Source organism: Echinicola rosea (genome assembly GCF_005281475.1).
GTDB classification, from domain to species: domain Bacteria; phylum Bacteroidota; class Bacteroidia; order Cytophagales; family Cyclobacteriaceae; genus Echinicola; species Echinicola rosea.
Genome location: NZ_CP040106.1, coordinates 3664176 through 3678185, shown reverse-complemented (window position 1 = coordinate 3678185; position 14010 = coordinate 3664176). Strand labels below are relative to the sequence as shown.

General features: G+C 44.4%; 8 protein-coding genes. All 8 read right to left on the bottom strand.

All coding sequences use genetic code 11. From position 1 onward, the window contains the following. Positions 1-89 precede the first annotated feature (89 nt). Positions 90-476 carry a VOC family protein gene (locus tag FDP09_RS14675; RefSeq protein ID WP_137403387.1) on the bottom strand — a complete coding sequence of 129 codons (387 nt, stop codon included), beginning with the start codon at positions 474-476 and terminating at the stop codon, positions 90-92. Between the two features lie 144 nt (positions 477-620). Beyond that, positions 621-2108: a pectate lyase family protein gene (locus FDP09_RS14670; RefSeq protein WP_137403386.1), complete on the bottom strand. Its 1488-nt coding sequence runs from the start codon at positions 2106-2108 to the stop codon at positions 621-623. 112 nt (positions 2109-2220) lie between these two features. Beyond that, complete coding sequence (locus tag FDP09_RS14665) at positions 2221-3870, bottom strand: DUF4957 domain-containing protein (protein ID WP_137403385.1); 1650 nt, start codon at positions 3868-3870, stop codon at positions 2221-2223. Between the two features lie 31 nt (positions 3871-3901). Then, positions 3902-5710: a RagB/SusD family nutrient uptake outer membrane protein gene (locus FDP09_RS14660; protein WP_137403384.1), complete on the bottom strand. Its 1809-nt coding sequence runs from the start codon at positions 5708-5710 to the stop codon at positions 3902-3904. A gap of 14 nt (positions 5711-5724) precedes the next feature. Then, positions 5725-9015: a SusC/RagA family TonB-linked outer membrane protein gene (locus FDP09_RS14655; protein ID WP_137403383.1), complete on the bottom strand. Its 3291-nt coding sequence runs from the start codon at positions 9013-9015 to the stop codon at positions 5725-5727. 430 nt (positions 9016-9445) lie between these two features. Continuing rightward, positions 9446-11347, bottom strand: coding sequence for a pectinesterase family protein (locus FDP09_RS14650; RefSeq protein WP_229683381.1), 1902 nt, complete (start codon positions 11345-11347; stop codon positions 9446-9448). A 101-nt stretch (positions 11348-11448) separates the two neighbouring features. Then, positions 11449-12201 (bottom strand): rhamnogalacturonan acetylesterase, encoded by a 753-nt coding sequence (locus tag FDP09_RS14645; protein WP_137403382.1) that lies wholly within the window; start codon positions 12199-12201, stop codon positions 11449-11451. 6 nt (positions 12202-12207) lie between these two features. Continuing rightward, positions 12208-13902 (bottom strand): glycoside hydrolase family 28 protein, encoded by a 1695-nt coding sequence (locus FDP09_RS14640; RefSeq protein WP_137403381.1) that lies wholly within the window; start codon positions 13900-13902, stop codon positions 12208-12210. Between the last annotated feature and the right edge of the window lie 108 nt (positions 13903-14010).

Genomic DNA, 14010 nt, shown 5'->3' with positions numbered 1-14010 from the left:
AATTATTTACTTTTATTCAATATTTTTAACTGAAATTCAATTCACAGCAATAGCTATTTCACAGTGATGATCTCAAGAACCTGTTAAGCCTACTTCAGCATGGGTTTTGCACGTTTGCAAAGCTGCAGTGCCAGCCCCCAAGGATCCTTTAACATGACCAAATGCGAACCATCACCAAGAATATCATCGCTGATCACCTCTGCTCCTGCAGCCACTAGTCTATCACGGTCAGCATCCGGATCTTCAGAAACCAAGGCCAAATGGAGCACTAAGGGATGTTGGCTATTAAAGTCTAGCACAGGAGCTTTTGGATTATTATAAATCTCCAACATAATGGTATCACTGTCGTCAGCCAAAAAGGTCATATAGGGACTGGAATCTTGTTTGCTCACGACACTGAGGCCAACATGCTTTTCATACCAATCGGACATCGCTCGTGGCTTGGCTACATTGATCGCAAAATGTTCAAATTTCATATTCGATAGTTTTTAAAAGATGATCGTATTAAGTTCTGTTATTTGTACAAACTAAATAATAGTGTTGATACGCCAATATAGCACAATTAGAAAAGTTTTCAGCCCAACATTATTCACAGCGCTATTTCTTTATTTCGACACTAGCTACTCCAATGGAAAATCCTTGATCAGACTATTGAGATAAACTTCCAAGAAAGTGTAGGGGGTACCGGATTTAAGCTGATTGCGATCATCAGGGTCATTGGGATCGAGTTCATTGGCCGTCTCCCAATTGTCAGGCATTCCATCTTCGTCCGAATCGGTGACAGGTAATCCCGCTTCCAGCATCGGCCATCCTCCCACATCACTCTGGGTATCAATGATACCATTTGTACTTCCATTTGAGCCTTCGGCGTCAAAATCACCTTGCTGAACACTGGCTATTATGCGGGCATCCACCTCATCTCTATTTAAATTGGCTCCAGCATAGTCTAGGACCAAGTCGTATGCTTCTTCTGCACTATGGGTCGTTACGGTATATCCTTCCATTTCATGCGGTTGATCCATTTTCATTTTGGCCTTATCTGCTTCGCTCACTGTACCATAACTACCATGAAATTGGTTGTACACACCATAGGTCCAGTTATCATCAGCAGTCTGGCTACTACCGTCCACCACATTTCCATCGATATAAAACTTGCCCCAGATATCATACACTTCCGTACCTTCGTTTTTATTTTTGTCGATGGACATAATACGATTTCGCTTACTGCCAGAGGGCGTGGCTGGTCCGGGCTTGTAATAACAGTTCACGATATTTACATTCATCGCTTCACCGCCATAAGCAGCATTATTGCCCCAATTATAAATGACATTGTTTCTAAGATCCACCAAATCCGTTAAGGCAAATGCCTTTCCGGCCTCTTCTCCCAACCGCGGATTTCTGCTGTCGTGGTGAGCCAGGAGATTGTGGTGAAAAGAAACATATTTTCCTCCCCAAATACCACCATAGCCATGATTTCCTTTTTCGTGCACCGAATTTTTTAAACTCTCCGCAATGATACACCACTGCAGGGTGAAATTTTCATTGGCATAAAACGAAACGCATTCATCGGTGGACCAGCTCATCGAGCAATGGTCAATAATGATATCTTTATGGAATCGTCCTCCCAATGCATCTCCCTCTTGCTGGGCAGTGTCTCCCATCCGGAAACGCAAATAACGGATGATGACATTGTCAGCGTCAATGGTCACTGGATAATTTCGAAGCGTAATCCCACCACCCGGTGCAGTCTGTCCTGCCACGGTGACGTTTCCCCGCGAAATATTCAATCGGGATTTTAACTCGATCGTACCACCTACATTAAAAATTATCGTTCGTTTTCCGCTTTGGTTTAGGGCATACCGAAGGGTTCCCTGGGAATTGTCATCAGCTAATTTGGTTACATAATACACCTTGCCGCCACGGCCTCCAGTAGTAAACTGTCCATAGCCCTCCGCTCCAGGAAAAGCATATTCCGGCCCCTCATAGGGTTCCTCATCTTCCTCTTCATCCACAAGATCAGGATTCGGCTCGGAGTCGCTGCAGCTCACATTAACCATCAGCAGTAACATCGCAAAAAACGCACGGAAAACATAATAATTGAAATTCATAAAGGTTAAGGTTTATGGAAAAGGGCCGTCCTCAAAGTCAAGGGTCATGACCTGTTGACTCATGGAAGACGGCCCTCTCTGTTATACACTTATAAGGGAAAGATCAATAATTTTACAATTGTACCCTCCATCGTGGATCTCCGCTGTCGTAACGACCAGCAAATCCTCTGTCTTGGAAATTGAAATCGTTATTCGCCGGATCTACCCAAAGATCTGATTGGGCACCATTATAATTCCCCACTGGGAATCCAGGAATTTCACCACTGCTAAAGCCGAAATCATTGGTACTATAGACATTTACAATGTCAAAATTAGTATCCTCCAATCCATCATAAATTCCCCGGATGGCATAATTATCTTCCATGGCCTCATCCCAACCATGACCAAAGATACTATTGTGAATCACGATTCCTTGGGCCACATTATTATTGCCATCTCCCCCTCTGTATCGGAAGAAACCGGATCCACCACTTACGAAATTGGCAAAGGTACAACTCTCAATAACGAATGACTCTGAGTTACTACGGGAGGTCACTCCGAATTGGATCTTATTGAACGTGGAGTTTTCAAAACGAATATTCTTGATCATGGCCGTAGCTTCAGTATCTACCGTAAACAATCCATACCCCCCAATGCTGTCCACTACCGAATTCCTAATGATATAATTATCAATAACCGTACTGGTACGCGCCCTGACAATGCCCCGGAAAGTACCAATCTCACAATTCTCAAAACTCAGTTCACCTACATGGACATTTTCCCGGTTCGGATTAAAGACATAATCTCCACCGTAGTCTTCCCCTCTCAGCTCCAAGTCGATGAAACGGATGTGATCGATATCAGAATTATCATCAATGTCCCAATTGCCAGTCGTGTAGAGTTTGGCTTTTTGCTCACCAAAACCATATGCAGCGCGAATGGTGATGGATTTGTTCAGGTTATCCTCTGGGAAATCATAGGTCACTCCGCGCTGTACCAAAATAATGGCACCATCAGGAGCCATGGCCACGGCGTCAGACACTGCTGAAGGGCTGGTATTCTCTCTTATGTCAATTACACCAGGTGCATTGGGGTCAATATCCTGAGGCAATGTGGAATAATTTACCCAACCTCGAAGGACATCCTCACTGTAAATGGCCACTTGATATTCCATTTCTGGCTCTAGACCGTTGAGGATCATGTCGCCAGCTTCTTGCTCATCAGTAGATACTTCTTGCTCGATCAAGGGCGTTTCCAAATACAGGTCCTCTGCGCTAAAGGCCTTCACTTCTGTCACTGCAGCTCCTATGGTCTGCCAAGTAACATGTGCCGCCACATCAATCACATCATAGCTCTCCGGATCGTTCAGGATCGTCGGAAACCGCTGGGTACGCACTGACCCAAGATCGGAAACCTTACTATCATAATCAGGATCATCGGCATGTGCCGTAGCCCTCACTTGATAGAGCATGTCCCAAAACAGTGATTGCCCAAGGAGCTCTTGGTTAAGTTCCACATAATTGGTGTCGGTATCGATCACATACTCAGGAGCAGTAGCAAAAGAGTCCCTGCTCACTTCCAAGGTATAGGATACCGCTTCCTTCATTTTGCCCATGTTGATGATGATGGTATTTTCTTCCGAATAAAGGTCCTCGATCAACACCGGCCTGAACAGCCTTGTCCTTTCAAACATTTCATCATCTTCCTTACAGCCATTGATCACGATCAGGCCTAGCACAAGGATACAGATGCTTTGGTATATATTGTTTTTGATAAAATTCATTGGTTCCATTTTTAGCATTAAAGGTCAATCCTTAAAATCCATAACCGTCATTGGTCAACGTCCCTTGGCTATTGGCGATAGCCTCCGTAGGGATTGGGAATATATACCGTACCACGCCCGGTTGTGGACCGTTGATATAGTTTGCCCAATCTCTGGTTACCCATTCCTGATAGCCAAATTCATCACTATGCAGTGCCAGCAAGAAAGATTGCTGTGTCCAGGTATCATCAGGCGGCGCCACTACGCGCTTATTGGGGTTCAAAATGGTGAAATTTCCACTTTCATTCACTTTCCAATACATGTAATCCGGATACTGAGTGGTACCGTTAAAGGCATCATCAGCCAATTCCTTCAATCCTTCCACCGTTTCGGCTACCTTTTCGGAATAAATCCCCCATCGGATCAATTCATATTTACGGATCATTTCACCACCAAACTCCCAGGCACGCTCGTCCACAATGGCTTCGAAAAAGGTATCCTTTCCGCCAGAGACTTGTCCGACATAGGCATCTACTTTTTCTCCCCAATGTGCCGCATCAAAGGCTCTCCGCCTTACACGCTTCAATGCCTCTTGGGCATCAGCCGTAGGACCATTCAGCTCATTCTCGGCCTCCGCAAACATCAGCAATACATCTGAATAGCGCATCATTGGCCAGTTAATTCCAGTTCCCTTAGCGGTGGATTTACCGGGAGGTGTAGGCAGGAAGTGGCGGCTCCATTTTCCTTGGCCGATATCCAGCCCACCATTTACAAATTCATAGGTAAATTCAGTCGTCACCTTATAAAGTGAGCAGGTCACATCCCTTCTGGTATCCAAGGTATCAAAGGAAAGGTAATAGGTAGGCGGAATCGCCATATAGTTATTTCCAGAACCATAATCATGAGAAGCAGTATTGCCTCCTTCTACCCTTACACCTATATTCCACCCTACATCACCATTGCCAAGGGCAAAGGGCACTTCGAATAGCATATCGTTATTAACTGGGGTCTGGAAAGTACACTGATTCATGAAAACCTGGCGGAAGCTAGGGTTTAGCTCTCGGTCTTTTAGACTGATCAGCTTTTGCGAATAGTCCTTGGCTATTTGATAATAGTCCAGATAGTCACTTTCCCGAGTCATCGTCAAGTCTGGATTCAAGAAATATCCCCCTCTTTGCAGTGAAAGACGGGCGATCATTCCCAAGGTATATTCTCTATTTACCTGCTCAATGCCATTGGGTACCTGATCTGCCCAGAGCATTTTTTCCTCGACATTTATCAGGTTGTTGATCTCTTCGGTCAGGATCTCATTCCTGTCCTTTTTGGGCAGGTTAAAATCAAGCCCAGCCTTGGGAGCTTCGATCATATAAGGTACGTCTCCAAAATAGTATGTCAACATGCTGTACCAATATGCCCGAAGCGTATAAGCCTCTCCCAAAAGTTGGTTCATCGTCTGGGCGGTCGCTGCATCGGTGGACTCCAGCATACCACTGGCTTCCAAACCTTCTATCGCGATATTGGCATCACGGATGGCACGGTATGCATAGGTCCAAACGATCTGCAGGTCCCTATTGCTTTCCAAGGCTTCCAAATCCCATATTTGATACCGGTCACCATTGCTACCCCAACCACTGGAGTGTTCTATATCCGTATTGCCGGTCATGTTATTGGATAACCTGGACCGGAAGGCATCCTGTCCAAAATGGGAATAAATGGCATTGACACCTTTTCTGGCATCATCCACATTCGAATAGATATAGTTCAAATCAAATGTAGAAAGCGATTCTGGCTCCAGGAAGTCCTGACAAGAACTCATCATGGTCGCCGTAGCCGCTGCTATAATTATATGTTTAATTTTCATGATACGTTTCGTGTTTAGAATGTCACATTAACACCTACTGTATAGGATCGGCTCCTTGGGAAAGAAGAATAATCTACCCCTGGAGTCAACGCAGAATAACTGCTGCTTCTGCTGGTACTTACCTCTGGATCGTAGCCAGTGTAATCCGTCCACAACTTCAAGTTGTTTCCTGTCGCGTAAACCCTAAACTGGGACAGTCCAATCCGAGAAATCAACTCAGTAGGTAAAGAATAGCCTACCGTTAGGTTGTTCAACCTGATAAATGAACCATCCTCAATGGCCCAAGAATGGATCACGGCTCCAGCAATGCCATAACTGTTGTGCGACCAGATATTCTTACCGGCGTTCATTTCCTCTAGCTGCCCAAGATCGGTAACAATTTCACCAGGTGTCCCGGTGTAAGTTCCGTCCACATCCAAATAGGTATAGCGGTTTTCTGATGACATGGTGGTCAGCATATTTCCGTATGTCACCCTTCTAAATTGGTTATACTGGATCTTACCAGTATTGTAAACATCATTTCCAAACTGGTAATTGAAGAAGATAGCTGCATCAAAACCTTTCCATCTGGCATTCACCCCAAAACCACCTTGATTTTTAGGCAAAGTGTTGCCGATCACCTTTCTGTCATCCGCATCGATCTGCCCATCTTCATTGAGGTCCTTGAGCTTCAGGAATCCCGGTCTGATATTCGTATTGCCGACCACAGAAGTGGAATTTGGCACATCTGCTTTCAGGATATATTCCCCCGCAGTAGCATCATAGCCTTCAAAATCATCCTCGGTATAGTATCCGTCCGTCACATAGCCATACACATCACCGATCTTGCCTCCTACACGCAGGTAAAAATCATTGATATTATTCAAGTCCGTACTGGCCCAGTTGGACTGGAAGAACCGTTCATTGGTGCCGTCCAGCTCTTCTACCCGCGCTTGGTTAATCCCTGTATTAAAGTTTACCGAAAGCGAGAAGTCAGGCTTGTCGATGATAAAGGCGTTGATGCCCAGTTCGACCCCTTGGTTTGAGGTGCTTCCGACATTGTTCCATTGGGTAGAAAACCCCGTGTTTGGCGGGATGGCAGATTGAAGCAACAAATCCCTAGTGACATTTCTATAAAAATCCAAACTACCTTCCACTTTGGCTTTGAACAAGGTGAAATCCAAGCCGATATTTTTGGTAATGGTGGTTTCCCATTTCAAGTCTGGGTTATACAGCGTGCTGCTGGATGGTTGGTAAAATACATTATCGGTATTTCCAAAGCCTGGCCCCCTGTTTGTGGAAGCGCTAAACAGGAACTGTGTGGCAGTGGATTCGATCCTGTCATTCCCTGTTTCACCCCAGCTTAAGCGCAACTTCAGCTCATCAACCCAAGAGGAAGCCTTTAAGAAATCCTCTTCGGAGATTTTCCACCCCAAGGCCACGGCCGGGAAGATACCCACCCGATTTTCCTCAGAAAATTTGCTTGATGCATCGGATCTTACGGTGGCTGTAAAGAGATATTTACCCTTAAATTGATAATTGGCCCTACCAAACAATGAAAAACGATTTGAGTTGGTATAATCCTCGGTTTCATGACGGTCTGCACGGCCAAAAGTCATATTGGCAAACAATTCCTCCGGCGTAATGGACAGCCTAAAGTCTTCTGCTCGAAGGAAACTCCTTTTTCCACCACTAGAATACACTTCCTGCCCCACAAGAAAATCAAGGTCGTGATCAGTACCCAAGTTGTCAAACTTATAGGAAACACTGTTTAACCAACGGTAGGAAAAGGTGGATCGGTCATCCCTTTGGCCCAGCGGCATATTGTTACCATTATTGAAGGATTCGCCGGTCAAGGGACCATAGAACCTTAAATCTTCCCTAAAGTCCCGGGAGCCGTTAAAAGTTGATTTAAAATTAAGGTCATCTATGATTTCCCAGGTCAATCCTGCATTAAAGACATAATCATATTCTGACCTTTTGCGCCAATCTTGTTTAGCCAATTCTACAGGACTTACAAGGCTTAATAAAAAAGACTGGAAATCATCCTCGGAATTGATTTGGTTCAAATCGATATCAAGCTCATCCGCAATACCATTAGTGGGCCGCGTTTGGACGGCATCTTTAATGCTTATTTGTGCATTCCCTGAGGTACCAGCACCGTCGATCACCGTGTGGGTCACCCTTGCTCCTACGTCCATGGTCAGGCGGTCTGCCAACTGATGGTTCAATTTGAAATTGATCACATTTCGCTTGTAACCCGAATTCAGCATCAACCCTTCATCGGTATTGTTGGTAAGGCTGAGCATAAATTTGGTTTTCTCGGTACCACCGCTGATGCTGAGGTTATGGTATTGGCTGAGTTTTGGATCGCCAAAAAGCTCATCTTGCCAGTCTGTGGTTGGCTTTTGTTGATAAAGCTCCAAGTCATCATACACCCCATAAAACTTCTCGAAATTCCTCACTGCTGCATCTGACTGCAACTTGGCATATTCATAATTGGCCAGTGTAAATTCATAAGCATCGAGGACGTTGTACCGTCTATCCTTGGGAAGGCTCTTCCATTGGAAGAAATTGTTATAGGAAATGGATGTCTTGCCTGCCTTAGGGGTTTTGGTGGTTACTACGATAACACCATTAGCGGCTTGGGCTCCATATATGGCCGTTGCTGCCGCATCCTTTAGTACGGTAATCGACTCGATATCTGTTGGTGGAATGTCGCGAATACTTCCCACGATAAAACCATCCACAACGTAAAGGGGGGAGTTGTCCTGGGTAACTGATCCACCGCCCCGCACACGGATGACTACATCGGCTCCAGGCGAACCATCGGTGGTCAAGACCCTTACACCGGGAAGCCGGCCTGTAATGGCCTGAGCTGCACTGGCCACGGGAATCTTGGCCAATTCTTTACCGGACATCGACGCCACGGATCCGGTCATATCGGTCTTTTTTACCGTTCCATAACCGTAGTCCACTACCTCTACCATGTCCAGCTGAGCCACGTCCATTTCCATGGTCACATCTATGGACGAACGGCCATTGATCGGAATTTCCTGTTTGATCATGCCAATGGACGAAAACATTAAGGTTCCATTGGGGTCGTTAACAGTCAGTTTATAGGCTCCATCCATGTCGGTGCTGGTTCCTGTACCTGATCCTTTTAGCATAACGGTGACACCGGGTATGGTCTCACCTTCTGAGCTTTTGACAACTCCGGTAATCTCCAATGTCTGGGCCTGCAGGTCCATGACACCAATTACCATCAGTATCAATAGCAATGAGATGCATCGGGTAAAACCCGAAAGATTTTGGGTAAACATCATTTCGATATTGATTGGGTTTTGTTAATAAATATGTATGATTTCCAGTAAACGATGGCCTACTGGCAATAAGTAATTCCTAAATAGAAAATGGGACGTACAGCGCGTTGATCTTACCTCGGGGAAGGGGAATACATGAGGATTTGTCATGGTTATTTTAATTAAGGGTTTATTAATTCAATTGACTTTACATGCGTGTTCTTACACAACATATGCGCAATCGATTGCATATTAATTAATAATTTTCACAGTTACAAATAAATTTTACTAGGATCTATTATTTCCATATAAAAAATTATATTCAACAGTTTATGTAACATTTACTACCATCGATGATATCAACAACAACTTTAACCTCACTAAATCGATTCAATAATGTGCAATCGATTACCTTTTACGGAATCGATTCCGTAAAACCAGCAAAAAAATGGCTTTACCAAACTTTCTGTAAAAAGGAATCCACATAATTTATCGTATCACCAAACCAAGGCCTAAACAACCAAAACGGATGGGGACAAGCTTCGAATCCATGGACTTCAGCATATACCCCAAATTCGTCCAGCTTTTTTATCATATCATCCTGACCGGCATGAAAACGGGGATACTGGCTATTAATAAATAATGAAGGAACGCCCCCATCTCCTACTTGGTGCAAGGCTGATGCTTCATCCCAAATTTCAGGGACTTCTTCATATGTCCCGCCCAACCACTGAGCGGCCACAGCCCCTTCGGAAGATTCGGGATGGTGAAATGCCAAGACACCATCCATATCGATCAGCGCATGTACGCTAGCAGAAGCCTCTTGGTCAGAAGAAGGAGATTCATATTCCTGTCTTCCATTGGTCATGGCGACCAAGGCGGCAAGCTGCCCTCCTGCGGATCCACCCATTATGGCCACTCTATTGGTGTCCAAACCATAATTTTCAGCATGGGCCTTCATCCATTTAATGGCGTCCTTAACGTCATGCACTCCAGCAGGATAGGGAGCCTCCAGGGACAAACGATAATCCATCACGGCTGTCACATAACCTCTTTTGGCCAAAGCCTTGGCCATGGGGGCTTGAAGAGAACGGTCTCCCGACCGCCAACCGCCTCCGTGCACCAGTAGGATAGTGGGAAGCTTTTTGGTCCGGTTTCCTTCTGGAAAAAAAACATCCATTTTCAGGCTCCTGTATCCCAAATCCTTATAGGCGATCGTGTTATCAGAGACTCCTTCTATTGGAGTATTATAAACTGGCTCGATTCCAGGAAAATCCTTTTTGTATTTATAATAGCTATCTTCCAGATTAAAGGAACTGTCTATTTCATAACCGTACCAAGGAAAGTCATAAGCACTTTTTTGAGCAGTATTTCCAGCAAAAATATTCGCTTTGGTATATAATTTTTCTTCTTCACCCGTAAGCTGATGTGCCCAACTCACCCGTCCTGAATCGTCTCCTCCTAGACCTGTGGAGCCGTATTCTCCATAAAAGGTCGTTTGCTCTTTCTGTTTGCTTCCCCAATTGTGCCATCCTTCAGGCACAATATGCGCTCCCATTTCGCAATTGATAAATACCGTCTTGGCAAAATCCCGCCAAGGCCTCCCCAAATACACTCTATTCACCTCTCCTGCAGCAGTAAGCTTACAGTCCTTAAATACATACCCGTACTTGACCCATTCCGGAGTAGAGGCTGCCGTAATGTATGAATTGGACTTGCTATGGATCTCGCAGTCCTCAAATAATGCGGTGGCCGAACCAAAAATAAAATCCGTGGTCCCCTCGATATAGCAATCTTTATAGTATTGACGACTATTTTCTCCTGAGGCAAACATCGTGTCCTGGTCTCCCTTGAAGTGACAATTCTCAAATACCAATCGATCCCCCTCAGCATGCAAGGCTACGGCTTGGCCCACTGACCCGGCGGTATTCTGAATGGTCAGGTCCTTAAAGGTCAAACTATTGCCCCACACCAGCATGGTATAGCTATCAAAGGTATCCATATAATCCTTTCCGGTATGGTCATCATAGGTAATGATGGTTTTGTCAGGGCCATCCCCTTTGAAGGTCACATTGGTAATGGTACCGGGAATTTCCAGTTTTTCCTTATAAACACCCTCTTTGATGTAAACGGTAATGGGTTTAGGCAAGTAAACCCTAATGGCTTCCAGTGCATCAGCGATATACAAAAAATCACCAGTACCGTCCTTAGCGACCACAATGTCCTCTTGGACTTTCCCCTTGAGGTCACGTACTTTACCATCTTTGGGATACGAGTTGACGTGCTGGGCCGGTACAGAAGAGGCGATCCAACACAAACAACATATAACCCAAACCGATTTTAAATTGAACATCATTATTTTTTTATGGTGGTAAACGCAATTCGATAAGTCAAGACTCAAGACTCATATCTCAAGACTCACTACTTCTTTCCTGCCCCTTGCTCAATTCTTACTACCTAATCCTTCAGAAACATCACCAATTCGGGCAGCTCCCTTTTTAGTTCAGCTACTGCAAGGTCACATACCTTGAACGCTCCCGTTGGGCTAAGGTGGGTATTATCTTCTTGTCCCTTTTTGAACCGCTCATAATCACCCGGCTTATAATGCAGGAATAATTCCTTTGATTTTTCTTCCCCAAACTGCTCGATCACTTCAACGGTCTTTTTATGCAAATCAAAAAGTGGAATACTGTATTCTTCTGCCACTTCTCTTACCACTTCGGAGTATCGACCATGGGTATCCACTAAAGTCCCGTTTTCATAGCTCCTTCTGGAGATTGGTGTGGCCAATACAGGTTTACCGCCTTTTTCATAGGTTTCTTTAATATATCGGATCAAATTATCCCTATAATCTGTATCTGGGGCGGCATAACGTTCAGGAGACTTGGATTTTTGGTCATTATGACCAAATTCTATAATGACATAGTCACCAGGTTCAATTGCTTTATAGACCTTTTCCCAATGTCCCTCGTCACGAAAACTCTTGGTGCTTCTTCCATTAAGGGCATGATTATCCACACGCACACCTTCCTTAAAATACAAACCAAAAACCTGCCCCCAACCCTTTTCTGGATTACTACCGGCATATGGCTTATTGGCCATGGTGCTATCGCCAATCATGAAAATCGTGATTTCATCATCTTTTGGAATGAATGAAAGCAGAAAACCTACACTTAGGATCAAGGGAATGATCAATCCGAGTTTTTTCATCACTTTTTATTTTAGTTTTAGTGCATTGGCAGGTAATCCTTTCCCTGTGGACACCTGATCTTTAGCATTTGAAAAATCAGCTTTGTTTAGTTGTATGGATGAGGACAGCTCCCCTAATACACGAACGGGGCTTTTACCATTCTCGGAAAAGGAAAATCCGGCAACTTGAACATTCTTGCTGTTGTAAATGGTCAGAGCAGAGGTATGCGCAGCTTTTACTTCCACATTCTCAAGCACCAAACCATCGGTATCAATCACTGTAATACCCTTTTCGGCTTCCAATATGGCATTTTCAAGACGGACATTCTCCAAGCTTTTCTCAGGCAGTCCCATAAAAAACGCGGCAGTATTAGAACCTATCACGGTAATATTTTTCATGAAAATGTCCCTAAAGACCGGTGTTTCTTCCGTTACGGGTACGATCGTTTCATCCCTAGCTTCATCTTCTGCATCTTGGTCTTCCTCTAGGACAGGTGAGTTGCCTCCATAAAACATGTTAAAGCGGATCGCGTCGGTAGGGATATTGATCATATCAATATCAGAAATATGGATATTTTCCACTACTCCTCCCCTTCCACGGGTACTTTTGAACCTCAGCCCCACGTCTGTGCCGATAAAGGTACAATGGGAAACATGAACGTTTTTCACACCACCAGACATCTCGCTGCCTACCACAAAGCCTCCATGGGCATGGTAAACGGTATTGTTTTTCACAATAACATTTTCCGTGGGCATTCCTCTGTCCCGCCCGTCTTTGTTTTTACCGGATTTAAAGCAGATGGCATCATCTCCCACATCAAAGGTATTATTATAAATTAAGGCGTTTTTACAGGATTCAAGGTCCAATCCATCACCGTTTTGGCTGTACCAAGGATTACGGACATTAAGGTTACGAATAATCACATTTTCACTCATCAAAGGATGAATATTCCAAGCAGGTGAATTTTGGAATGTCGGGCCGTCCAAAAGGACTTTATTGCACTTTACCAAACTTACCATAACTGGACGTAAAAAGTCCTTCACAGAGGCCAGCTCGTCATCACTGATCAAATCAGGGACATTAAAATTACTGCTGCTGGTGTAGCCTTTTTTTGACTTGACAGTCGGAAACCACATCTTTTCATCATCGGATAGTACTCCTCCGGACTTCACTAGCTTGTCCCACTGACCGGCAGTCATTTTGCCTTTTTTCACAGGCCGCCAAGCATTACCATTTCCATCGATTACCCCTGCACCGGTAATCGCGATATTTTCTGCTTCAAGGGCATTGATAGGTGAAGTACACCGAACAGTGTTCAATCCTTCAAAGCTGGTATTGATCAGTGGATAATCATCAAAATCCCTACTGAAGAGCACCAATGCTCCATCTTCAAGGTGCAGATTGGTGTTACTCTTAAGGGTGATGGGACCAGTAAGCCAAATCCCTCTGGGAACGACTACCTTTCCGCCACCAGCCTGTGCTATTTCGTCGATGGCCTTGGCAAAAGCATCGGTATTTTTCACTATACCATCTCCCTTCGCTCCAAAATCCGTGATATTAACTGTTCGGTCTGGAAACGATGGAAGCTGCACTTTAGGCATGTTTATTTCCACTCCTTCATAGATATCTGCCGAAACCGGTACTATTTGCCTGGCCTTCGTCCATCCAGCAAATACTGTCAGAACCACGATAAGAAATATATTTTTAAACGGTTTTTTCATAGTTTTTGAGTTCAATGGTTTTGGTTAAGAGCAACTAATACCTCTTTCTTCCTTTGATATAGCGTTTTATTGAATTCCAGTCAAGAACAGGTATTGTGTTGATAACAG

What these genes read in the sequence shown, in the direction of transcription:
- FDP09_RS14670 (WP_137403386.1), bottom strand. Translation starts at nt 2,108, where the DNA reads ATGAATTTCAATTATTATGTTTTCCGTGCGTTTTTTGCGATGTTACTG.
- FDP09_RS14660 (WP_137403384.1), bottom strand. Translation starts at nt 5,710, where the DNA reads ATGAAAATTAAACATATAATTATAGCAGCGGCTACGGCGACCATGATG.
- FDP09_RS14675 (WP_137403387.1), bottom strand. Translation starts at nt 476, where the DNA reads ATGAAATTTGAACATTTTGCGATCAATGTAGCCAAGCCACGAGCGATG.
- FDP09_RS14645 (WP_137403382.1), bottom strand. Translation starts at nt 12,201, where the DNA reads ATGAAAAAACTCGGATTGATCATTCCCTTGATCCTAAGTGTAGGTTTT.
- FDP09_RS14650 (WP_229683381.1), bottom strand. Translation starts at nt 11,347, where the DNA reads ATGATGTTCAATTTAAAATCGGTTTGGGTTATATGTTGTTTGTGTTGG.
- FDP09_RS14655 (WP_137403383.1), bottom strand. Translation starts at nt 9,015, where the DNA reads ATGATGTTTACCCAAAATCTTTCGGGTTTTACCCGATGCATCTCATTG.
- FDP09_RS14665 (WP_137403385.1), bottom strand. Translation starts at nt 3,870, where the DNA reads ATGAATTTTATCAAAAACAATATATACCAAAGCATCTGTATCCTTGTG.
- FDP09_RS14640 (WP_137403381.1), bottom strand. Translation starts at nt 13,902, where the DNA reads ATGAAAAAACCGTTTAAAAATATATTTCTTATCGTGGTTCTGACAGTA.